Annotated in this window: 23 protein-coding genes and 5 pseudogenes; 16 read left to right on the top strand and 12 right to left on the bottom strand. The window is 68.4% G+C overall.

The annotated features are described in order from the left end of the window. Positions 1-3 precede the first annotated feature (3 nt). From NMN56_RS26310 to NMN56_RS26290, 5 genes and pseudogenes are all read left to right on the top strand, one after another. Positions 4-219 (top strand): annotated as a pseudogene (locus NMN56_RS26310) (site-specific integrase); the annotation flags it as partial. A 111-nt stretch (positions 220-330) separates the two neighbouring features. Then, a complete protein-coding gene (locus tag NMN56_RS26305) occupies positions 331-2,037 on the top strand; it encodes an IS1182 family transposase (protein WP_274043142.1) in 1,707 nt (568 codons plus the stop codon). 341 nt (positions 2,038-2,378) lie between these two features. Further along, positions 2,379-3,196: pseudogene (locus tag NMN56_RS26300) on the top strand (IS5 family transposase). An 8-nt stretch (positions 3,197-3,204) separates the two neighbouring features. Next, entirely contained in the window at positions 3,205-3,543 is a 339-nt protein-coding gene (locus tag NMN56_RS26295) for a group II intron maturase-specific domain-containing protein (protein WP_274043141.1), read from the top strand. A gap of 182 nt (positions 3,544-3,725) precedes the next feature. Continuing rightward, on the top strand, positions 3,726-4,154 hold the full coding sequence (locus tag NMN56_RS26290) for a DUF6086 family protein (RefSeq protein ID WP_274043140.1): 429 nt from the start codon (positions 3,726-3,728) through the stop codon (positions 4,152-4,154). 70 nt (positions 4,155-4,224) lie between these two features. Here the strand turns inward: NMN56_RS26290 and NMN56_RS43330 are convergent. Next, positions 4,225-4,511, bottom strand: a pseudogene (locus NMN56_RS43330) (ISL3 family transposase); the annotation flags it as partial. Between the two features lie 159 nt (positions 4,512-4,670). Here NMN56_RS43330 and NMN56_RS26280 point away from each other — a divergent pair. Continuing rightward, a complete protein-coding gene (locus tag NMN56_RS26280; protein ID WP_274043139.1) occupies positions 4,671-5,441 on the top strand; it encodes a transposase in 771 nt (256 codons plus the stop codon). Positions 5,442-5,505: 64 nt separating this feature from the next. Further along, positions 5,506-5,700: a hypothetical protein gene (locus tag NMN56_RS26275; protein WP_274043138.1), complete on the top strand. Its 195-nt coding sequence runs from the start codon at positions 5,506-5,508 to the stop codon at positions 5,698-5,700. 103 nt (positions 5,701-5,803) lie between these two features. Here NMN56_RS26275 and NMN56_RS26270 read toward each other — a convergent pair whose 3' ends face one another. Both NMN56_RS26270 and NMN56_RS43325 read right to left on the bottom strand, forming a co-directional pair. Then, entirely contained in the window at positions 5,804-6,094 is a 291-nt protein-coding gene (locus NMN56_RS26270) for a DUF317 domain-containing protein (RefSeq protein ID WP_274043439.1), read from the bottom strand. 79 nt (positions 6,095-6,173) lie between these two features. After that, a complete protein-coding gene (locus tag NMN56_RS43325) occupies positions 6,174-6,416 on the bottom strand; it encodes an SPDY domain-containing protein (protein WP_430542714.1) in 243 nt (80 codons plus the stop codon). A gap of 1,082 nt (positions 6,417-7,498) precedes the next feature. Between NMN56_RS43325 and NMN56_RS43065 the strand changes: the two genes are divergently transcribed. The 4 genes from NMN56_RS43065 to NMN56_RS26250 all read left to right on the top strand — a co-directional run bounded on the left by NMN56_RS43065 (position 7,499) and on the right by NMN56_RS26250 (position 11,252). After that, on the top strand, positions 7,499-7,798 hold the full coding sequence (locus NMN56_RS43065; protein WP_347178658.1) for a hypothetical protein: 300 nt from the start codon (positions 7,499-7,501) through the stop codon (positions 7,796-7,798). Between the two features lie 394 nt (positions 7,799-8,192). Further along, positions 8,193-9,086: a hypothetical protein gene (locus tag NMN56_RS26260; RefSeq protein ID WP_274043137.1), complete on the top strand. Its 894-nt coding sequence runs from the start codon at positions 8,193-8,195 to the stop codon at positions 9,084-9,086. A gap of 269 nt (positions 9,087-9,355) precedes the next feature. Continuing rightward, entirely contained in the window at positions 9,356-10,030 is a 675-nt protein-coding gene (locus NMN56_RS26255) for a hypothetical protein (RefSeq protein ID WP_283742510.1), read from the top strand. A gap of 976 nt (positions 10,031-11,006) precedes the next feature. Next, on the top strand, positions 11,007-11,252 hold the full coding sequence (locus tag NMN56_RS26250; protein WP_274043135.1) for a hypothetical protein: 246 nt from the start codon (positions 11,007-11,009) through the stop codon (positions 11,250-11,252). Positions 11,253-11,448: 196 nt separating this feature from the next. Here NMN56_RS26250 and NMN56_RS26245 read toward each other — a convergent pair whose 3' ends face one another. Further along, complete coding sequence (locus NMN56_RS26245; RefSeq protein WP_274043134.1) at positions 11,449-11,718, bottom strand: hypothetical protein; 270 nt, start codon at positions 11,716-11,718, stop codon at positions 11,449-11,451. A 361-nt stretch (positions 11,719-12,079) separates the two neighbouring features. On the opposite strand from NMN56_RS26245, the gene NMN56_RS26240 reads away from it, so the two are divergent. Together NMN56_RS26240 and NMN56_RS26235 are read left to right on the top strand one after the other, a co-directional pair. Further along, positions 12,080-12,739 (top strand): terminase large subunit domain-containing protein, encoded by a 660-nt coding sequence (locus tag NMN56_RS26240; RefSeq protein WP_274043133.1) that lies wholly within the window; start codon positions 12,080-12,082, stop codon positions 12,737-12,739. 180 nt (positions 12,740-12,919) lie between these two features. After that, entirely contained in the window at positions 12,920-13,174 is a 255-nt protein-coding gene (locus NMN56_RS26235; RefSeq protein WP_280842751.1) for a hypothetical protein, read from the top strand. A 373-nt stretch (positions 13,175-13,547) separates the two neighbouring features. Here NMN56_RS26235 and NMN56_RS26230 read toward each other — a convergent pair whose 3' ends face one another. After that, positions 13,548-13,931, bottom strand: a complete 384-nt coding sequence (locus NMN56_RS26230; RefSeq protein WP_274043131.1) for a hypothetical protein — start codon at positions 13,929-13,931, stop codon at positions 13,548-13,550. A gap of 146 nt (positions 13,932-14,077) precedes the next feature. Between NMN56_RS26230 and NMN56_RS26225 the strand changes: the two genes are divergently transcribed. Next, positions 14,078-14,200, top strand: coding sequence for a hypothetical protein (locus NMN56_RS26225; protein WP_274043130.1), 123 nt, complete (start codon positions 14,078-14,080; stop codon positions 14,198-14,200). Between the two features lie 495 nt (positions 14,201-14,695). On the opposite strand, the pseudogene NMN56_RS26220 reads toward NMN56_RS26225, so the two are convergent. The 3 genes and pseudogenes from NMN56_RS26220 to NMN56_RS26205 all read right to left on the bottom strand — a co-directional run. Beyond that, positions 14,696-14,923 (bottom strand): annotated as a pseudogene (locus NMN56_RS26220) (transposase); the annotation flags it as partial. A gap of 806 nt (positions 14,924-15,729) precedes the next feature. Beyond that, a complete protein-coding gene (locus NMN56_RS26210) occupies positions 15,730-15,975 on the bottom strand; it encodes a type II toxin-antitoxin system RelE family toxin (protein WP_274043129.1) in 246 nt (81 codons plus the stop codon). Next, positions 15,972-16,232, bottom strand: coding sequence for a type II toxin-antitoxin system Phd/YefM family antitoxin (locus NMN56_RS26205; RefSeq protein WP_274043128.1), 261 nt, complete (start codon positions 16,230-16,232; stop codon positions 15,972-15,974). Before NMN56_RS26205 ends, NMN56_RS26210 begins: the two co-directional genes overlap by 4 nt. A 392-nt stretch (positions 16,233-16,624) precedes the next feature. Here NMN56_RS26205 and NMN56_RS26200 point away from each other — a divergent pair, with 392 nt between their 5' ends. Further along, complete coding sequence (locus NMN56_RS26200; RefSeq protein WP_274043127.1) at positions 16,625-17,089, top strand: hypothetical protein; 465 nt, start codon at positions 16,625-16,627, stop codon at positions 17,087-17,089. Positions 17,090-17,146: 57 nt separating this feature from the next. Here NMN56_RS26200 and NMN56_RS26195 read toward each other — a convergent pair whose 3' ends face one another. From NMN56_RS26195 to NMN56_RS26185, 3 genes and pseudogenes are all read right to left on the bottom strand, one after another. Next, a complete protein-coding gene (locus NMN56_RS26195) occupies positions 17,147-17,635 on the bottom strand; it encodes a NucA/NucB deoxyribonuclease domain-containing protein (protein ID WP_274043126.1) in 489 nt (162 codons plus the stop codon). After that, positions 17,560-17,763, bottom strand: a pseudogene (locus tag NMN56_RS26190) (IS5/IS1182 family transposase); the annotation flags it as partial. The gene NMN56_RS26195 and the pseudogene NMN56_RS26190, both read right to left, overlap by 76 nt. 178 nt (positions 17,764-17,941) lie before the next feature. Continuing rightward, positions 17,942-18,124 (bottom strand): hypothetical protein, encoded by a 183-nt coding sequence (locus NMN56_RS26185; RefSeq protein WP_274043125.1) that lies wholly within the window; start codon positions 18,122-18,124, stop codon positions 17,942-17,944. 1,133 nt (positions 18,125-19,257) lie between these two features. Here NMN56_RS26185 and NMN56_RS26180 point away from each other — a divergent pair. Continuing rightward, positions 19,258-19,980: a VOC family protein gene (locus NMN56_RS26180; protein WP_274043438.1), complete on the top strand. Its 723-nt coding sequence runs from the start codon at positions 19,258-19,260 to the stop codon at positions 19,978-19,980. A gap of 790 nt (positions 19,981-20,770) precedes the next feature. Here NMN56_RS26180 and NMN56_RS26175 read toward each other — a convergent pair. Continuing rightward, a complete protein-coding gene (locus tag NMN56_RS26175; RefSeq protein WP_274043124.1) occupies positions 20,771-21,520 on the bottom strand; it encodes a class I SAM-dependent methyltransferase in 750 nt (249 codons plus the stop codon). Positions 21,521-21,863 lie beyond the last annotated feature (343 nt).

The following is a 21,863-nucleotide window of genomic DNA, read 5'->3' as shown; positions in this document are numbered from 1 at the left end:
CCCCGGCTGCTGCCCCGCCTGATCAAGGGCCGTACCCGCGGGCCGGTGTTCGTCACCCACCGCAAGCCAAGCCCCGGGAAGGTCGTCAGCCCGCGCGACGTGTGCCCGGACACCGGGCTGGTCCGGCTGTCGTACGGGCAGGCTCGCGCCCTCCTGGACGCGCACACGGCTGTCGGGGGCGTGGCGGGAACGGGCTGGGACCTGCACGAGTACCGGCACTTTGTCTCTAACTTGATTCTGTCGGGGATCTTGGAGTTTCGTGACGCGGCAGCATGATCAACGGGCATGCTCGGGTGGTTCCGATGACCGTCGCAGCCGTCGAGGTGCCCGTTGTCCCTCCGTCCCCGTTCCGGTGAGCAGGTCCCGTCTCTGACTGCGCAGGTCGCGCGGGCGAGCAACCCGGGCGGCACGACGGCGATATGGGTGCGGGACCGCCTCGACGGTCTGTGGTGCGACGAGGATTTCGTCGACTGGTACCCGTGTGACGGGCGTCCGGGGCTCTCGCCCGCTCAGCTGGCCACCGTCTGTGTGCTGCAGTTCCTGCTCGGCCTGTCGGACCGGCAAGCCGCCGAGGCGGTCGGATGCCGCATCGACTTCAAGTACGCCATGGCCATGGAGCTGGACGATCCCGGGTTCCACCACAGTGTGCTGACCGACTTCCGCGGCCGTCTCGCCGAAGACGACCGTGCTGACGGCCTCCTCGATCTCGCGCTCGCGCGTCTCAAGGAGGCCGGGCTGGTGCGCGAGCGCACCACGCAGCGTACCGACTCCACCCACGTCCTGGCCGCGGTACGCGACCTGACCCGCATGGAGCTGATCACCGAGGCCGTCCGCGCCGCACTCGAAGAAGTCGCCGGTTCTTCCCCGCACCTGCTCGACGGACTGGTTGACGAGGACCGGGGGCTCCGCTACGGCCGGCCGGTCCGTCTGGGCAAGAACCCCACCAAGCCCAAGACCAGGATCCTGGCCACCGGTGATGACGCCGTCCGGCTCCTGGAACACCTCGACCGGCACGGAGCAGACCGCGCGTCCGGTCCTCGCATCCAGGCCCTGCGTCAGATCATGGTGCAGAACTACCACCGTGACGAGGCAGGGCACCTGCTCTGGCGCACTGCCGAGAAGGAAGGCGGGCCCGGACTGCCGCCCTCGTCCCGGGCGATCGTCTCTCCCTACGACACCACGGCCCGCTACGCACGGCACGGACACATCATCAGCTGGAAGGGGTTCGCCGCTCACCTGACCGAGGCCTGCGCTCCCGACGGCCCCAATGTGATCACGGACGTGGCCACCACAGCGGCCACCACCCACGACAGCCAGGTCCTGCCCGGCATCCACACCCGCCTGGCGCGTCGCGGGCTGCTGCCCGCCGAGCACCTGGTCGACGCCGGCTACACCTCCCTGCCCCACCTGGAACAAGCCGCCCGTGATCACCAGGTCACCGTCTCCGGGCCGCTGCGGAGCAACCCCACCCGCCAGCACCGCCGGAACGAGGGTTTCGCCCGGGACGACTTCCACATCGACTACGACCGTCAGCAGGTCACCTGCCCGAAGGGGCAGGTCAGCGCGGGCCGGCACGGCCCCTATCCGACCTCCTCGCCTACTGCGGCCCCGCTGATCGTGGCCCGGTTCGCCAAGAGCCAGTGCCGTCCCTGCCCGGCCCGCGCCCAGTGCACCAGCACCGCCGACAGCGCCCGCACCGTGGGCTTTCCCCCGCGAGAACTCCGTGACCTGCAACTCCACGTCCGCGCCGAACAGCAGACGCCCGAGTGGAAGGCCCGATACGCGGTCCGTTCCGGGGTGGAGGGCACGGTCAACGAGTTCGCCCACGGGCACGGCATGCGGCGCTGCCGCTACCGGGGACAGGGGAAGGCACATATCCAGCACGTCCTGACGGCCATCGCCGTCGACATCGAGCGACTCAGCGGACTGCCACCGGCCGAGGAAACCCTCATGCCCCGACGACCGACCTCCTTCCAGAACTACCTCGACCAGCGCGAGATACCCCGGCTGAAGTCCTGGCGAACCCTGGGCACCTGACCTCGGAAGCCCCAAGATCCCCGACAGAATCAAGCTAGTGGCGCCGCGCGGGTGGAGCGATGAGCGGCGCGCGATCCTCCCGAGCCAGGGCGCTGACGGCAGTAGTTGAAGCCAGTAGGTGGGCTGGGATGTAGGGGTGGAAGTGGGCTGGGGTTGCAGGTTGGGTGAGAGCGGGCCGGGCGCTTTCCGGTGGGGCGGCAGGTGGCTGGACTGACGTTGCTCTCAACTTCGTTGAGAGCAACGGGGTTTCTTGCAGATGCTCTCGTCTAATGGAGACCTTTCAGAATGATCTTGCGTGGCACGTTGGGGAGAGGTATCTGAGCGCGGTGTAGGGGGTGTTGGTGGCACGGGCGAAGCCGTGGGAGGTCTCTGACGAGTGGTGGGCGGTGATCGAGCCGCTGCTGCCCAGGCATCAGCGCGGTTTTGGCATCCGGGCCGACGGCGGATCGATGACCGCAAGACGCTGCAAGGCGTCTTGTTCGTGCTCTGCATCGGTATCCAGTGGGAGTACCTGCCGCAGGAGCTGGGCTTCGGGTCGGGGCCGACGTGCTTGCGGCGGCCGGCCGAATGGCAGGAGGCCGGTGTGTGGGAGGAGTTGCAGCGAGTGCTGCTGGCCCGGTTGCGGGCGGCGGACCGGCTGGACTTCTCCCGGGCGACGGTGGATGCCTCGCACGTGCAGGCGAAGAGGGGGCGAAGCCGCCCAAAAGCCGGACCGAGTCCGGTTGACCGGGGACGGCCGGGCTCGAAGCATCACGTCCTGACCGACACGCACGGCACCCCACTGCGGGTGTCACTCACCGGCGGGAACCGCAACGATGTGACCCAACTGCTGCCGCTCGTCGATGCGGTACCGGCGGTACGCGGAAGACGGGGCCGCCCGCGCCGCAGGCCCCGATGACTGTACGCCGACCGTGCCTGCGACCAAGACATCTACCGGCACCGACTCCCCGAGCGGGGCATCACACCAGTCATCGCCCGCCGCGGCACCGAGCACGGCTCCGGCCTGGGCCGCACCCGCTAGGTCGCCGAAGCGGCCATCGCCCGGCTCCACGGACCCCGCCGCCCGCGCACCCGCTGGGAGACTCGCGACGACATCCACGACGCCTTCCTGCAACTCACCCACTGCATGATCCGCACCCGCAAGATGCCCACATTCTGAAAGGACCCATGACAGGCAGGACATCGCAGCAGGATCTTGCCACCGTGCTGAAGAGACTCACTCAGATCACGCGCGGTTGGGCCAACTACTTCAAGCACGCGGTCGCCAAGCATGTCTTCGACAGGCTCGACGCCTTCGTGTGGTGGCGTCTCATCCGCATGCGGCGGGAACGTCACCGATGGAGTTGCGGCGACGTCCGCCGCCGCTTCACCACCGCCACCGGGCCGTGGCGACCCATCGCGGTAGACGGGATCGAGCTGTTCCGGATCGCATTGGTCACGGTCAGCCGCTATCGATACCGGGCCAGCACGATCCCCAACCCATGGCAGCCTGCGCACCCCGCCTGACGGCAGAACCGTGGAGAGCCCGTTGCGTTGAGAGACGCACGGCGGGTTCGGCGAGAGGTCCGGAGAAACGGACCGGGAGCAATCCCCGCACCGCGCTCCGGGTCTACTCAGCGGAGGACTGACTCACTGTAATGTCATGTGCTCATGACGCTGACCGGTATGACCAGTAGAGAGGGGCTGCATTGAGCCAGTACTACGACATGGGTGACCAGACCCTATGGAACCCGTCCAACGGGGCGTCCCGGCTGTTCATGAGTCAGGTGAGCGTCTACCAAGCCGAGCTGGGTCTGCCGTCCGGTATCGGGCCCATGCAGGCTGACGAGTGCCGGATCGACCCCCTTGTGTTCAAAGCGTTCGTCGACGCCCTGCTCGCGTGGCACCGGGAAACGAGTCACGCAGTCATGGCTGCCCTGTCCGAGGGGTTCGTTGCCACGGTGCTGGTCCTGGCGGAGCGAGCAGGCATCGAGATGAAATGGCAGCCGGCGGGCTTCGCTGAGGTCGGCGGCCTCAGGGATGTTCTGGTCCCGACGGTCCCGGGCCCCTCTGAGGGGGCTTGGGCAGCCGCCCTTCAGCAGAAGTCACGCGAGCTGGGCCGCTTCATGGCGGCGTAAGCCTGGTCTGCCAACACCCGCGAAGGGCTCGGAAGCCATCAGAAGGCGATGTTCTATGAGTAGAGCAGGACACGATACGCTTGCGGGGAAGATCGAAGCTGGCTCGGCCGACATCTGGCGCTTGAGCATTTTGATCCGGTTGACGTGTCCTTCGACGACGCCGGAGTTCCAGGGCAGGGTGAGGTCGGCCGTGACGGCATCACGGTCGCGGTCGATACCTGCGGCCAGGGTGTGGAGGAGCGGCAGATTGTCCTGCCGAACGGCGTCGAGCTATTCCGGTAGATGTTCGCCCTCGCGCTCGGTGGGCATCCGGGCAAAGGACCGGACGTGCCTGGTGAGGGCGTCCAGTTCCGGGCAAGTTGTTCGTTCTCTGCGAGACTATCGGGGTTCCGCAGAATTCATTCGGAGACCGACCGCATGGTCGGCGGCCGGGCGAAAACCGGTCCAGTGAGAGGCGTTTCTCCCGCAGGTAAGGCTTGTCCCGTAACTGCTGGTGACGGATGAGACGATCTCGTTGTGGCTGGTGTGATCGCGGCGTCGGAGCTGTCCTGGATAGCTCCGTTCGCTGGGTTGAGTGTGCGTCAGTTCGGGAAGTTGATCACCGCGCTCCGGCGCGAGGGCGCCGATCCGGTGCGCAGGGGCCGGCCGTGGAGCCTGCCGCTGGAGGACCGTGTACTGCTGGTCGCCGCCTACTGGCGCACGAACCTGACTCTGCGCCAACTGGCGCCGCTGTTCGGGGTGTCGAAGCCGGCCGCCGACCGCATCATCGACCACCTCGGGCCCGCGCTTGCCCTCCAGCAGCGCAAGCGGTTCCGCAAGGACGCCGTGCTGATCGTGGACGGCACCCTGGTCCCCACCCGCGACCACGCCGTCGCCGAGCAGTCGAAGAACTACCGCTACTCGACCAACCACCAGGTCGTCATCGACGCCGACACCCGGCTCGTCGTCGCCGTCGGCCGCCCGTTGCCCGGCAACCGCAACGACTGCAAGGCGTGGGAACTGTCCGGCGCGAAGGGCGCCGTCGGCAAGACGATGGTCATCGCGGACGGCGGCTACCGCGGCACCGGCCTGGTCATCCCGCACCGCCGCGAACCCGGCCAGGCCCAACTCCCCGACTGGAAAGAGGAACACAACACCTCCCACCGCAAGGTCCGCGCCCGCGTCGAACACGCCTTCGCCCGGATGAAGACCTGGAAAATCCTCCGCGACTGCCGCCTCAAGGGCGACGGCGTTCACCACGCCATGCTCGGCATCGCCCGCCTGCACAACCTCACGCCGGCCGGATGAGCGGGCAACGACGCTGGCCAACCAGCATGCCGTAGATCATTTACGGGACAACGCTTAGGGCAAGGTGGTCTCGCCCAACGACTTCACCGACTGGGGCGAGGCCAGAGACCCGCTTCGAGACTTCGAAGACCGCTACAACGCCACGGCAAAGCCATTCCAGTGGAGGTTCACCGCCTCCGACCTGGACGATCTGCTGGCCAGGCCCGACCGGCACACCGCCGATCGCCACGAAGAATCCTCCGTCGCACTGACGGCATGATCACCCCCCCCGAAGAACTTACGGCGCCGACCACTTAGCGGTGGGGGCGGCGGGGGCGGGTTGCAGGGGGGCCTGGCTCGCGTACGGGGTGTTGGCGGGGGTACTACGACGGGCGTACGCGAGGCGTGCCTGGTAGGCCTGTTGCTTGCTGTTCGGGGGTGATGGCCGAGGTGGGGGAGATGATCCGGCCGTAGAGGTAGCCGGGGAGGTCGCCGGAACGTAGCAGGGGTGCGGGGTCGGCGAGGGCGGCGGCGAACGCGGCGGTGGCGTGCGCGGGTGCCTCGCTGTCGATTTGGGCGCCCCACACCCACTCTGCGCCGCCATCGTCATGGTGCAGCATCGTTTCGGCTTTCCACCGGAAGTGCGGGGCGCCTTGGGCGCTGGGGACACGGATGAGTGCGAGGAGCGCGGTGTTGTCCGGGAGATGGCGAAACGGTTGTCCTCGCGATGTCCGAGTCGCCAGCCGTCGTCGTTCAGGTTCTCCCAGATCGCTGCACAGCGGGGCCGGTCAGGTTGTCGGTGAATGCCCCGACGAATTCCACGGGCGTGTTCGCGCCGAAGGACGCTTGCCACCGGCGGTCGTGGCGACCGGGGGAGGTGATGCGCCACCAGCTGTCCCGTGGTTCGGGCTCGTTGGGCTCCAGCGCGAGTTGCACCTGTTGGTCGGGGCTTTGTAGGAGGACGTGGGGGAGCCGGGGGCGGAGTGGTCGCTCCATCCGGCGGCCAGCAGGTACTCGGTCACGTGTCGGGGGTCGCCTTGCACGGCCAGATGCCGCGGGGCGATCTCACGGAGTGTTTGCGGGCGGTTGGTGGGGCTTAGGAGAGGGGCCGTTGGCCCGGGAGTGGAAGTCGTGGTGGCTCACAGCAACTCGCAGGGGATGAGGCCAGGTTCAGCTTCGGCGGGGGCGTGACGCCGGGCCGGTTCGGGCCCTTGGGGGAGGAGCAGGGGCGGGAATAGGAGGAGGCGGGGCTGCGGCTGCCACTCTTGCCGTCGGAAGAGGGGCTGTACCCGGGCAGCGGCGCCTGCTTCGGCGATCGTTGTGCAGCGGCCACAGACGCCTGCGTAAGCCGCCCGTGCGCACGCAGTGGTCACCAGCGGATTCGCCGGAAGGATCGGTGTGAAGGCGGAACGTGGGTATGCCGGGGGTTGTGCTGTCGGTGCTGTTGCGCGGAGGTGCCGGGTCCGGGCAGGCGTGCCGATGCGGGAATGCCGGTCGTTGTGGCTCGGGGTGCGGGTGACCTGTCGGGTGTTGGGAGTTATACAGACGGGCGGGTGCGGATCGGGCGGGCTTCCAGTTCCTGGGCCACCTCGTCCCCGGTCAGGGCGTCGGCGGTCAGTAGCCGTCCCCGTCCAACGAAAGGCCCCATGTTCGTGACCGAACCCCAGCCCGGCAGACCGCGTACACCGCAACTGGACTGCCGGCTCGACGGCTTCGCGGCGGACGAGCGGACCGCCGAGAACTTCCTGCACCGCATCGGCGGGTTTGAAGAAGACCTCATCCCGATCGCCGAGCATCACCTCGCGGAGGCACACGCAGCTTCTACGTCCTGCACGACTCGGACGCAACCTTCTGCCACCCGGGTGCCTCCCAGTTCGCTGGTCTGGTCCTGGAACGGGACTTTCGAACCCGCACGTTCCGCTTCGAGCACACGGCGTTGCCGCTGCCCGCGATGGCGCAGTCCTGGCTCATCCACCGCGGCTGCCCGCCCGACGCCATCGGCCTCAACCCTGGCCTGGGACCCGCGTCGGCCGACGAGACGACCCGGGCCCTGGAGCGGCGCCTCGCGCGGGATGGGGATGGGCTACAGCTACACCCATGACGACCCGGACGACATGGTGATACTCGCCGTGCTGCGCGCGCTGGACGGGCGGCCCTCGCCCTACCGCGTCGTGGTCATGGAACTGGACACCCAGGCGTGGACCCACACCCTGCGCGAGGGGGGCTTCCCCACCCGTAGAGGAGCCCTGCAGTGGTGCATGGACCGGATTGCTGGCGCTTCGGGGCCGCTTCCACCGGTCAGGCCCGCTACGCCGTGCCTACGCCCTGGCACCGCGGCACCGGCCGCTGGCTCGCACCCGCCCGGTAGGGGGCGCTGACCCTCTCGGGGGCCGGTTCGGGGCGTGATGCCAGTGACTCCTACCGCCCGGGACGCCGTTTCCCGGAGCGCTGCTGCCTCCACCCGGGTCAGCCCAGCAATGAACTTCTACCGCTCCCTGCCCCGCCCCGGGGCTGCCCTTTCCGCCGCTTGACCGAATCGGTGGCGAAGAAGGGGAAGTCTGCTCGTGCTGATCAGTTGGGCCCCGCGCCCGGACGCGTCTTGCTCACTCCCCACCGCGGTATCGCTGACCGGATCCTCCCGCACTCAACAATCCGCCCCCCTACCGAAAGGTGCCACGATGCCTGCCGACCTCAACTCGCCGCGAAGTCCCGCCTGGGGAGAGGCCCCCGTCGCTCCCTCCGCCAGCCCCAGGCGGTAGCGCCCTGCTCGCGATGACCGGCCGTCTCGCGCCTCTGCCCGAACACCGATACGTCAACCACCCCGGCTGGCGGCTCCGATGGGCTCAGTTCGCCCATGTCACACAACCGTTGTGGCAGCACCTCGGCTTGGTCTGCGACGTCGACTTCGGCGAGCTGTGGTACGTCCGCGCCGACCTGCCCGACAGCACCTGCCTGCTCATCAGCGGACCGACCAACAGCCCTCACCACCTCGACCACCGGCACGGCTGGCTCGTCACCCACCAGGAGGATTCCTCCGGCCCCACCTACGGGGTGCTTTACAACTCCTGCCCGGGCCAACCGGACGGCCCCCACCGGCACTTCGGCGCAGAAGTGGAGCCCATGCTCTTCGCCATCGACGCCTACTGCGCCGAGATGGGCATCGCCTTGCCGCGTCCAGCCCCTCACAACCCGCGCTCACTCGCCCCCCGCCGGCTTTCGCTCACCGGACGCCTCCCCGCCGCCGAGCTGGATTCCCGCACGCGGGCGGAGATCTTCGCCCACGCGGCCGAGGTCGACTTCCAGCCCACCAGCCTCGGCGCGACGGCGCTGGTCCCGCTGGGCGACGCCGTATACCGCGTCGTCGTCCAGGACCGCTATCGGGCACGGGTGGACCTGCGTTGGTGTCAGGAGCAGCCCGAATATCTTGCCGAGTGGGCCAGCCCCGCTCAGGACGCGGTCGTTCGCCTGCCCTGGACCGGCAGCGACCTGTCCGTTCTCCGCCGCGCCCTGGGCCTTCTCCGGTGCCGCCGGGTACGCCTCCTCAGGCACGCCGCAAAACCTGAGCCGCCCTCTGGACCAGTGCGGAAGGGGCGGCTTGGTGTCGGCAACCGCACGGTGGTGCGAGGCGGCGGGTTGACCACCGAGGGCACACGGCGGTCCGGCTGAACGCAGCTCACGTACGGCTCGCGGCATGAGGGGTCAGGCTGATGTTCGGCCTCTCGGCGGTCAAGCAGAGCTGAGTGCGCGTCCGCTGATTGCCTGTGTCCGGCATGGAAGTGTTGTGCTGGCCTGCCAGTACCTCGCATGACGTAGCAGGTTCCGGCAAGGGAGGATACGCCGACAGGCCGGGACACTCGGCCTCTGAGCGGCGGGGGGCGGGGGAGATGACCGAGCTGAGGGAAGTGACGGGCTTCCGGGCCGGGGTGACTCGGGTCTTGGGGCTGCTGGTGATCGTGGTGTCCGTGGTCCCGGCGGTGGGTTGCGCCCTGGTGTTCACTGACTTGCTGCCCGCCCACGTCGCACGGTACGAGGAGTACCGTGCGGCCGAGCGCTGCGCGGTCGGCTCGACGCCGGATGCGTGGTGGGAGGACTGTCTGCGGGAGGTCGAGCTCAACATCGTGGACACGGTGGTCGATCGCGGGGGGAGGAGCAGCGAGTTCCGGGCGACCGTGGACAGCCAGCGGTTCCAGGGCGAGCTGGAGTTCGGCGATCCCGGACCGCTCCTGGAGGCGCTCCAGGAGGGCGACAAGGCCGTTGGTACGGTCTGGCGCGGTGACGTGGTCGCGCTCACCAAGGGCGGGGTCCGACAGAAGACGTCCGATGAGCCGCGCGACGAGCCCCAGATGTTCGCCGCCGGCGGCACGGGCCTTGGCCTGCTCGCGGTGCTCGGCCTCGTCCTCGGCGCGGCACGTCTCCTCGCGCCGCGCAGGCCCGGCCGCTTCACCTGGAGCGGGGCCGGCAAGGGGCTGTTTTTCACCAACCTGGCAGCCACCTTCGGTGTGGGGCTGCCGGCGGTGTGGCTGGGCATTCCCTGGCAGCTCGTGACGCCGGTGATCGTGGCGGTCGTGCTGCTAGGTGCGGGCTTCTTCCTCCTGAGCGTCCGGGACTAGCTCGCGCCTGAGACCACGAGCGAATCGACCAGATCTCCTGAGACGTGGGCCAGATCCCTGGAGACGGGACAGCCCCGCCCCTCTCCGCTGAGCCCAATGGGTCCGTAGGTTCTCACCTTCGCTGTCAGGTGCCGATGCTGTGACCTGGGGCTCCGCTCGCTGTCTCAGACCGTGTCACTCAGCCGGAGTCTCAAGGGCGTGTCATTTCCTACGGCCAGCTGGCCGAAAGGGAACTGCGGGACGCGCAGCTCACCGGAGAGGAGCCGCTCCTCAGCCCGCCGCCACGGGGCGCCCGGCTGGCGCGGTTGCCCTCGACGCAGCCCCCCCCCCGCGTCCCCGGGGGCGGCCGGATGGCAGCGGCGTCGCGCCCGTGGCGGCTCTCGTCGCGGAGTTGACGACCCACGCCGCCGCGCCTGTGCGGGTGTCCGGACGTAGCTTCCGGTTATGGATGACGACAGGGCCGGAGCTGCTGTTGCCGGACACCCTGCGCATCGGAGTCGCGGACCTGTGGGCGAACGGCGACCCGACCTGTCGGCTCCGGTGCCGCCAGCCGCCGAAGGCTCCGAGCGAGGCCAGGGGCCCGGTCTCCTCACGTACTTCGTGGTGCGCTGCGGCGTACTGGATCGGCCGCCTTCGGGCCAGACGGCGTGGGCGGAGGTCGACCTCTGAACTCCCGTAGCAGCCGAGCGGGTTCCGCTTCGGCCTCGGGCCGGCACGCGGGGAATCGACTCCGGCTGGTCTGTTGTAGCCCGGTAACAGGGACCGTGAGCGCTTGGAGCTCCACCCGTTCGTGTGATCCACTCCCCAGTGCCCGTGAGGAACTCGAAGCGCAACGCTTTGCCACGGTCGGACACGACCCCGGCCGACCGCGGGGCCGGTCCGACCAGCCGCGCTCCGCGAGTAGCGGGCCCGTGCGCCGCAGAGGCTCGCACGCACCACTGCACGTATGCACGTATGCACGTAAAGGAGAGAAAACATGCGCAAGTTCCAGCGCTCAGCAGTCGCCGCCGCCAGCATCCTGGCCTTCTCCAGCCTCGGCATCGGAGCCGCCCAGGCCGCCGACCTCCCCTTCTTCGACACGCAGGGCGACGCCGCGACGGACTGCCACACGAAGGAGACCCAGAAGATAGCGGACGAGGCAGTGGGCCACCACGTCACGGTCGTCCACTGCGAACGCGAACCCCAGAACCCGGGCAGCATGCTGGTCTTCTACCGGGGCTGAGGCCGAGGCGGGTCACCTCCGGCCCTCTCCACCGAGGCCCCGGTCTCCTTGGCTGCGCGCACGTTGGAGAACCGGACGCCGCACCCGCACCGGGCGTTCCGTCGACGTGCCGGACGAAGGCGGCTCCTCCACCCCCTGCGCGGGGGCCGGGGAGGGGCCGCCTTCGTGTTGCTCGGTGACGTGGGGACTGACGCTCCTACCGACCTCTGAGCAGGCTGGCGGCGTCCTCGGCGGCGAGGTCGAGGGCGTCGCCGAGGTAGGCGGGGGTGCGTCCGCCGGCGCTGGCGAGGGCGCCGGTTCCACCGCCTCCTCCGCCGATCGCCTTCGGGGCGCGGGCGGGGACGGGCGCGGCGGTGGGGCCGTCGTCGACGAGGCTGGGGGCCAGCGCGGCGGCGAGTTGCGCCTTGCCGTCGTGCTCGATGCCGAGGACCACGATGGCGGGCCCGCAGTGGATCTCGGTGGCCATGGTGCGCAGTTCGGCAGGGTGTCATCGGTGATCTTCTCTGCGATGACCCAGCCCCCGGGCACCTGGCGACGGACCCCGCGTTCACTCGCACATGAGCCTTGGCGAGGTGCCGCCCCTCATTCAGGAGGGGCCGGTCCGCGCGCCCTGACGGCCACCGACGAGGCGGGTCTGGCCGCATAGCAGGCATAGGCCGGGCCCGTGCTTGGCGTGCCGTGGCTGTGGGCATTGGCCCAGCTTTCAGCGGCGCTCCTCAATCCGGCGTAAGAAGCCCGGTCTTCCCGAAGGAGGGGCCGGGCTTCTGGCTTTTACTCCGGAGTGCGTATGGGCCGTGAAAGTCGGAGGGGAAATCCGAGCTGCTTCGTTGCCCGAAAACACCCGCGGGCTGAGCGCTGGGCGGGGGTTCGCGGCACAAGCGCTCGCCGGGCTGGGGCCGGACGCTGACAGGCTGTTGGTCACCACCCCGCCGCAGATCGGTAAGAGCGTCCTCGTCTCCGAGCTGCTCCCGATGTGGTGGCTCGCCTGCCGCCCCGCAGACCGCATCGCCATCGCCTCGTACGCGGGCAGCCTCGCGACGAAGAAGTCCCGCGCCGTGCGCCGCCTGGTGGCCGATCACGGCGAGGCGTTCGGCCCGCACCTCCAGCGCGGCGAACAGACGGCGTACGAGTGGTCTTTGACTGGGGGCGGCGGGGTGCGCGCGGTCGGCGTCGGTGGCGGCCTGACGGGTTACCCGATCACTGGGGTCGGGATCGTGGACGACCCGCACAAGGACCGGCGTGAGGCCGACTCCGCGCTGATGCGCGAGCACGTGTGGGACTGGTGGAGCAGCGTCTTCCTGTCCCGGCTGCGTCCCGGCGTGCCCGTCGTCCTCGTACAGACCCGGTGGCATCCCAACGACCTTGCCGGGCGGGTCCTGGACCACGAGGGCACCGTGGCCGAGGGTGGCCGGTGGCGGGTGGTGCATCTGGCCGCGCTCGCCACCCAGGAGACGACCCACTGGGTCGCGCGGTTGGGGAGCCGCTGACATCCGGCGCTCGCCGACGAGGCGCGCGAGGAGCTGCTGGCTCACTGGCACGACAAGCGGCGCACCAGCACGCCGCGCGACTGGGGCGCGCTGTACCAGGGTGACCCGCAGCCCGCCGCTGGTGCGCTGCTCACCCATGCGGACACGGCCGCGGCCTACTGTCCGGCGCCGCCGGAGGCGGTGCGGCGTGCGGTCGCGGTGGACCCGTCGGGCGGTGGGAAGGACACGGCCGGGGTGGCGGCCGGCTTCCTGGGGGTGGATCAGCGGCTGTACTTCACGCACGACCGTACGCGGCGGATGTCGTCGGACCAGTGGGCTCGTGCCGCGTGCGCGCTGACGTATGAGACGGACGCGACGTTGATACTGGTGGAGAAGAACTACGGCGGGGACATGGTGACTGGCGATCCGCACGGCGTGGGATGCGCTCCAGCGTGAGGGGACGATCGGGGCGGAGGCGCTGCCGCCCTTCGTTCAGCCGGTCACCGCGCGGGCCGGGAAGTTGCTGCGGGCCGAGCCGGTGGCGCAGCAGTGGCGGGAAGGGCGGGTGCGTCTGGCGGCGCATCTGCCGGAGTTGGTGAATGAGTGGGTGTCGTGGCAGCCGGGTTCGGACTCTCCGGTTCGGATCGACGCGAGCGTGTATCTGGCGTACGGGCTGTTGCGGGCGCCGAGTTCGCGTGAGGCGATCTCCTCGGCGGCGGGGGTGTCGCTGACTTCGGTTGGTCGGGCCCGGGGCAGTTTGGGCGCCGTTCAGATCCGGCGCAGCTGAGGCCCCGGCTCGGGGCCTCAGCCTTCAGACAGCGCGGGTCTGTCAGCAGTGGTTCAACGAGCCGCCTTCATAGGTGACGTTGTCCCCGGACGTCCAGCCTTGGGTCTGAGTCCCGGCCTTGCGCCCGTAGACCCAGACATTGCCGTAGTAGTTGTAGACGTAGCACCACACGTAGAATTTCGTCCCGCTGCTGATGCGCGCGACGTCTCCGCACTCGGCTGCGGGACGCGTCTTGAGGTTGTAGGTGCCGTTGAAGTAGCCCCAGGACGACGAGTTGTTCGTGTACGACCGGTAGTCGCAGGGACTGGCTGCCGCTCTCGCCTCTCCGCTGCCCGTTGTGCTCGCTGCTGAAGCGCCCGTGACGGTGCCTCCCAGTAGACAAGCCGTTGCCCCCAATAAGGCGACGATCTTCCGTCTGACTCGCATGAAGCCTCCTGACAGTCGGGTGGTCCGCGCAGCACACTATTTCGCCCCCAAAACTTCGCAACACCCCCTTTTGAGACACACAAAACCACTGCAAACGCACCATGCCCGACCCGGGGCCAAGGCGTACGTGCCCCTACCGTGCGCCCGTGGCCCACCAGATCATCCTCGCGCTACCCGGCAAGCAGGACGTGAACCCGGGCTCGCGCGCGGAGGCGTGCGCGGCCGTCGCCGAGTGGGACGCGAAGAAAGCCGGGTCCAAGGCGTCCTGACCACCACGAGAGAGGAACTGATCATGGGATGTAACTGCGGAGGCCGCTCCGGCGGCCGGGCCACCGCGTCTGGAACTGCTGGCACTGTATGGCGGCACTCGACCCGCACGGCGGACACGTCGACTACGCCAGCGAAGACCGCGCCCGAACTGCGCAGCGGGCGCGGGGCGGGGAGGTTGAGGAGGTTAGCCCCCGCACCGGAAGGGCCGTCGGAGCCGGTCAGCAGCCGCTCGGCCTGTGGGGCCCCGAGCCGGGGCCCCACAGGGAGATGGGGTGTTCAGCGGTGCTGAATCCACCAGAGCAGGAACATGACTCCCGCCGGCCCGACGTGAGTTGAGGCCCCACGTACGAGTCCGTGGCCTGCTGTCTTACTCAGAGCACGGGCGTGCATACGGGTTCTATTCCAGAAACTTGATGGTTTTAGTTGTGCTGAATGGCTAAGCGTTGTCCCGTAAATGATCTACGGCATGCTGGTTGGCCAGCGTCGTTGCCCGCTCATCCGGCCGGCGTGAGGTTGTGCAGGCGGGCGATGCCGAGCATGGCGTGGTGAACGCCGTCGCCCTTGAGGCGGCAGTCGCGGAGGATTTTCCAGGTCTTCATCCGGGCGAAGGCGTGTTCGACGCGGGCGCGGACCTTGCGGTGGGAGGTGTTGTGTTCCTCTTTCCATGCGGGGAGTTCGGCCTGGCCGGGTTCGCGGCGGTGCGGGACGACCAGGCCAGTGCCCCGGGCGGTACCGATCAGCTCTGAGAGTGCCGCTTCAATACGGGTCAGCCGATCCAACTCGTGCACCGCAGCCAGAACTATGGCGTAGCTCTTCCCGGAGCCCTGTGCCGTGCATACCACCCGGTTCGTCGGGTAACGAGACGGCCGGGAAGGCGTCTTGTGTCGTGGAGCGTTCGACTGGCTTCTCCGGAGTGAAGGGGCCGCACATGCGGCGGTCACTCTGCTCGGGGCGCGGCGCTTCGTTGGGTACGTCCTGCAGCCGTCGGGCTGCTGCAGATGGTGGTGCAATGGCACGTAGCCGGGTCCGCATGACGGTCGTGCGTACCAATCGGATGGGAGAGGTGCGCGGTTGGTCACGCTCACCGGTCCTCCCACCTGTCGCATGGCCAGTTCGGCCGCACTTCACTGACGTGTGCGGCAGGTGCAACCCCTACTCGCGGCTGAGTGCCGGGGACCCACGCCAAGCCCTCCTCCGCCTCGCCCGCCATCGCATCAACGTGCTCTACGCGATGCTCCGCGACGGCACCCTCTACGAACCATGCCCGCCATCGAGGTCTCCGCCTGCTGCGCGTTCGCGTAGAGCACATGCCTCGCCGGCTCATCGGGCTGGTCGCCAGCGCAGTCTCCGCTGCCGTCGTATGGCATCTCGCCCGATAGCCGCGCACCCTTCATCCCTGAAGCGTTCGCGCAACGGCCACGGCGAGGTGGCCGCAGCGAAGACAGCTGACCGCGAGCACCTGTTCCGGAAACATCAGGAGTCATGCGCGTCCTGGATGACGCGAGGTCTGGCGTGTGTGTGAGAGAGGTCAGCGCACGCGTCCGAGGTGGATCGCACTGACGCGGATCTGCTGCCCGTTGATCTCGTACATGACGCGGTAGGCACCGACGTGGATGCGTAGCAGGTCGGCGCTGCCGAACGCTCCGTCGGGCCGCGGGTTTTCGGCGAGGTGGTCGACGGCGGTGAAGACCTGCCGCACTCCGGCGGGGTCGTCCTTGGCCAGCCGCTCCGCCTGGGCGAGCGCCTCGGGCTCCCAGACGACCTGATAGCTCACGCCCCAGCTCCGCCGAACACGCGGCGGCGCGCCTCCTCGTGCGGGACACCGGCGTCTTCGCCGCGTGCCTGGCGGGCGCGGTAGGCGGTAAGTGCCCGCAGTTCCTGCAGTTCGAGGGCGTCGGCGGGGCTGACCAGTACCGCGACAGTCTGTCCGTGGTCGGTGATGGCGGCCGGCTCGCGGGTGGCGCTGACTTCGCGTGCGATGGCGCCCAGGCGGGCGCGGGCTTCCACAATCGAATAGGCCGTCTCCGTCATGCACACCACCTTACAGAAGTGTGCACATCTGCGGGTGATGTGCACCTCCGACCAGCGACGACGGTCCCGGCAGCCTCGCCAGCAGACAAAGTGCCCTTCTCTCAGCAGACGAAGCCGCTGTGCGTCGCCTACGCCGAGCCGAAGACGGGGCGGCGGCCCCGGGATCGCCGCCAGGTCTTCGACGGCATCTGGTGGCGGGCCCGGACCGGATCGCCGTGCGGGTGTGCGGACTGGCGAGGAGGGCCGCCGTATGCGGGTCGCCTACACCAGCCCGGCCCACGTCCCGGGGTTCCGGTCGCGTGCGCGGTGACGGTCACCCAGCGGCGGCTCCTCGCCGGCCCAGCACACTGGGGGTCGGGGGTCGGGTCATGTTACGGAAGGGGAGCTCGCTGATGGCTGAGCTGATCGCGGAATCAACTCGGTATGTGGGTGTGGAGTTTCACGAGTTCTGTGTGCAGGAGGCTGACGTCGATCTGGTTCCGGTCCCGTTCCCGGACGATGCGGACGACTGGGAGGGCTCATCGTTTCTGAGGTCCTTCGAGATGCGGGTCGATGTGCGCAGTGGCGGCCACACCCACAGCGCGACGCTGACCTCGCAAATCTGGGACGCACGACCTGAGGAACGGCCGGATGCGGTGTGGGAGGCCGGCGAGGAGACGCAGATCCTCTGCCCGTCGGGCGAGCTGTCCTTCGTCACGGTGAGCGGTGCGCAGCCTGAGCCCCTGGAGTTGGGGGTGCTGGAGCGGCAGTGGGGTCTGCGGGTGTACTGCCGGGGACGCGATGAGGCGGCTGTTCTGGCCCGGGAAGGTGTCCCGCACGGGGTGGAGCAGTATCTGCTGCGGTTCTGGCCGCTGTAGGCCGCCCGGCAGAAAGGCCGCGGAGGGCGGCCTCCCTGCCGGGATGCGGGAAGTGGGCTACTTCACGCTTACGGTGAAGCCGTCATCGGACCCGTCGATGATGCGGTTCTTCTGGTAGAACCCCGCGATGATCTTGCCGCCGCGGTTGTTGTCATCCGCGGGGATCGGCAGCACGGAGTAGTTGTCCGCCGGTGCGTTCTTGTCGTACCGGGGCTGAGCGGAGCCCTGGTACGTCGAGGACGGAGGGAATTCGTCGCACTCGTACTTGCCGCCCTCGGAGTAGTCCTTCCCCCAGGTGTCCTTGCATGTCTTGATGGACAGGTTCCGGTTGGCCTCTCGGCGCTTCTCCTCGAACAGGCGCGTGAGCGGACGCTTCGCGGTGCTGCCGGGGATGTCCTTCTTCGGGTTCTTCGGAGTGGTGCTGCCGGGGCTGGTGTACGCCCTCTTGATGTGCTCGGCGGCTTCCTTCTCCAGCGCGTCCTGCCGAGCCCCGAGCCGTGGGCCGCGCCGCGTCGGGCGATCATGGTCTTGATGCCGCGCTTCCACAGCAGGCGGCGGTACTTGTCGAAGTCGTAGCCCCGGTCGGCATACAGGTGCCGCGGCTTGCGGCGAGGCCGTCCCCGCTGCCCCCGGATCGGCGCGATCGCGTCGAGCAGCGGCACCAGCTGGGTGACAAGGTAGGTTCCGGCCGGTTCCCGGAGCCGGTCCGGGTGGGGTTGCCGACCGTGAACTTGAGAACGATCAGTCCCTGTTGGCCTCGTGGGAGGCGGGCTGTCCGCTCCTGGGGGAGGTGCGGCGGGTGATGCGCCTGATCATCCCGCGCCGGCGCGGCTCGGGGGTTGCCCCACGGGGTCACCGGGCGGCGACGGTGGTCACGGTGGAGACCGTGGCGGTCAGCAGCATGGCTCCGGTCAGGGCGAGGGGCAACGGCGCTTTGAGCGCTGGATGGCGGTAGACGGCGTGGCCGAGCACACCGACGGCCATCAGGCCGACCAGAAGCAGCAGCAGGACAACCACCAGAGCAAGCATGGACACGGGTTTCCCCCTCGGAATCAGGCACACGGACGGTCCGCGTACAAGACGGGGCAGAGCGCCAGGACGTCGTGCCGTGGGCCGGCAGGGAGGATCGTAGAACGTGACGAGTCCCCCGGACGGCGGTCCCTGACGGGGCGCGCGGCAGGACCAAGGACCGGCGGGTAGGCCCCGCAGCCCCGAACCGACCAGCGCTGTTGCGCTCTTGCGCCGCGGCTGCGGTCCTCTCAAAGTCCTCAAGAGAGTCGAACGCCTTGCAGAGCAGCGGCCGGGACAAGGCTCAGGATCATTGGTATGGGGTTAGTCTCGCGACCCCGGCCCGACCAGCGCCTTCACGTGCCGGTCACGCTGATCGGATCGATTGGTCCCCGCAGGTCAGTAACGGGCCCTGATTGGCTTGAGCTGGGCCGATGGGAGCCGATGGCCAGCCGGTGCACTCTGCCACGGCGCTGACGTCATTGGCCCCCCTGATGATGGGTTTCAGGGGTCCGCCGCGAGCCCGGCCGAGGCGCCCCGTGTGCACTTGTACACGGGCACAGGTGCTCGCTCTTCACGCGCGGCCCAACTTTTCAGTCGTGGCTGGTGAACGTGGGCTGAAACGCATAATGATTGGTCAGCCACTGACCCACCGGCCGCTGCCCCGAGACGGAGGGCTCGCACTGCCCCATGCAGCCCCGCGGGGCTAATCAGCGGTCTGCCAGTGCCTCCGGACCGTACGACGGCCCATCCAACCCATCAACAACGCAGGACCCCCCCGGGGCATGTACTCGACAAGGGGAGGGAGTCATGCCAACTGCGAAGGCCGGTAACCCCGTTGCGGGGTACGAAGACGGTAATGGGGGAGAGCGGTAGCGGCCCGCGCCCAGGGCGGTGTCGGCATCAGCAGGTGCAGTGCTTCCTTGGTACAGAAACAAGGCCGCAAGATCCGCTACGGCCGGCTTCTTGTCGAGGCCCTCGGACCGGACCGGACACCGCTCCCGTTCGACGGCCTCCGCGCGAGCCTGAGAGGTCGTGGACAGCCCGCCGTTGCGATCGGGCTCGGCAGCGAACGAACGCTGGGCGTTGAACAGTTGACCGGGTGGCACCGGCTGGGCAGGCTCCAGGACGACCCGCCTGCCCTACCGGGAGAGGTACGAATGACTTCTCACCTGCACGCGCTCTGCTTCGACGCCCACGACCCGGTCCGTCTCGCGCGTTTCTGGGCGGACTTTCTTCGTTGGGAGACGGCTGAGGGCTCCTCCGACGGCATCACGCTGCGGCCGAGCGATGACACCGGGTTCCGGCTCTGCTTTCTCCCGGCCCGGGAGCGGAAGACAGGCCAGAACCACATGCACTTCGATCTGACGAGCACGTCCCTCGACGACCAGGAGCAGGTGGTGGAGAGGGCGCTCCAACTCGGCGCCCGGCACATCGACATCGGCCAACGCCCGGAGGAGGGGCATGTGGTGCTCGCCGACCCCGAGGGCAATGAGTTCTGTGTCATCGAGCCGGACAACAGCTTCCTCGCGGAGTGCGGTTTCATCGGCGCGCTGGCGAGCGACGGTTCGCAGGAGACCGGGTACTTCTGGAGCCGGGCGCTGGGCTGGCCGTTGGTCTGGGACCAGGACCAGGAGACCGCGATCCGCTCACCGCACGGCGGTCCGAAGGTCACATGGGGTGGTCCACCCCTGATGCCGAAGACGGGCAAGGAGCGGCTGCACTTCGACCTCGCTCCACCGGCCGGCAGTGACCAGCAGGCGGAGGTCGACCGGCTCGTCTCCCTGGGGGCGACGCGCATCGACATCGGCCAGGGGGACGTCGACTGGGTGGTGATGGCCGACCCAGACGGTCACGAGTTCTGCGTGCTGACCCCCCGATAAGCACCGGACCAATCGGTTTCCTGATCGGTTGCTCGTCCTGGTGTCGCCGTCCGGGATCGTGCGTCTGCGGTCACCGGAACCGCCTCCGTCGGCCAAGGTGCACCCACCTCGCGATCGGGCAGAGGTCTTTGCGGGAAGTGCAAACCGGGGCAGGGTGGACGGATGAGTGATGGCGCCGATGCGGTGCTTGCAGTGGTCGGTCCCCGGCTGCGCGAGCTGCGCCGCCGACGCGAGATCAGGGCAGCTGACCGGATCCTCCGGTGGCGCCGTACTGGCCCGTGGCGGAACGGCAGCACCTGCGCGGACCGGTGGCGTCGGTACGTCTTCGCCGCCCAGGACGTGGCGCCGGAAAGGGCCGGGTCCCAAGCCCGGGACGCCTGCCGCACACACGTCAGTAGTCACATACTCGGCGGCTGCTGCTCCACTCCGTTCGCCGCCCTGAGCGAGGACGTGCTGATGCTCTTCTGGGACCGCGGCAGGTGTCAGTGGCTGTTCAGTCGACGTCGCACAACGCAGCGCGCGACGGACCCGCGCGCTCTTCACGGTCACCGGATTCGCCATCACCAGCGCCTGTCTCTGGTTCGAACCTCCTGCCGAGCGCAGGAGGGTGCGATGTCAGCGAGGGCGAGCCTCCCCCTGGGAGCTGTCGGAACTCGGCGATACCAGGTGTTCGTCACCGGAAGGGCGATGGCCTACACCGCCCTGGAAGAGGTCCACGGGGGGCGGTCTCCCGATGATCGGGGAGGTGACGCGGGCGGCCTCGCGTCATCGACATGGCACCCGCTATCTGTCACGTCTTGACGACAACGGGGGAGACGAACGTTCCACTCTGCCAGTACAGGCACTCCGGTGGTGGCTGCACAGCGCAGAGGTGCCACGAAATCTCCTGGAACCCGGCCTCTTGCAGCGGCCCCATATGTGACTCCAGCGAATCACTCTCGTCCGAGTAATAGGTCAGAACTCCCCCCGGACGCAACAGGCGATGAGCTTCCCGAAAGAATAGGAAGTGGCTTCTGTGAACTTCCTCTCGGGTGAGAGGGTAGGTGTCGAATAGGATTCCATCGAAACATCCTCCGGGCAGGCTCGGGCAGACGTCCTGCCAAAGCCCAGACAGGGGTCGCACAGGGCGATCAGCCGAGCGGGCGAATGCGCATAGTCGATCGAATACATCCGCATTCGCCTCGATAATGACGTGCTCATCTACATTCGCCTGCTGAACGTAACCCGCAGAGATTCCGAGGCCGAACCCCACTTCGAGCACCCGCCCCCTTCGCGACGTGGCAATGCGAGCGAGGTCTGCCATGTAGGGATCCTCCCAATCCTCCATGACAGGGTGACCAAGAATCTTGAGACAACCCGGACCGAAATCCGCTTTGGCGTCGACCCACTCCCCGGGGGTTGCGGGGAGTGGGATCTCATCTTGACTGCTGGGGGGTTTCTGGTTGATGGAATTCATCGCCAGATTTCCGATCGCCAATGACCTTAGGATCTGCGGATATTCAGCACTTGAACCCTGCCCTTCGAGGCAGGCGGCAATCATCTCGCCACTCGAAAGAGTGATTCTTCATTTCTCGTGCGGACCTTTTGTCTGGAGTGGAGGTCGTCTGACTCGCTGCCCGACCCAGGGGCCCACGGCACCGTGTACCCGCGCGCTGGCATTGCCGCGACAGTGATCGGTATCCAGCACCGGTGGGGTAGCGGAAGGGGCTACGACGCATCCGAAGACGGGCGGTGGCTCGTCTTAGAGGTCCTTTCAGAGTGATCTTGTGTGGCACGGTGGAGGGGTAGGTGATCGCGCTCGTTGGGGGTGAGGATGGCTCGCGCGAAGCCGTGGGAGGTCAGCGATGAGCTGTGGGCGGTGATCGAGCCGCTGTTGCCGGAGC

Source organism: Streptomyces iconiensis (genome assembly GCF_028657195.3).
In the GTDB taxonomy this organism is placed as follows: Bacteria; Actinomycetota; Actinomycetes; order Streptomycetales; family Streptomycetaceae; genus Streptomyces; species Streptomyces iconiensis.
Note: the sequence above shows the minus strand (reverse complement) of the source record. Positions and strands in the feature narration are given on the sequence as shown.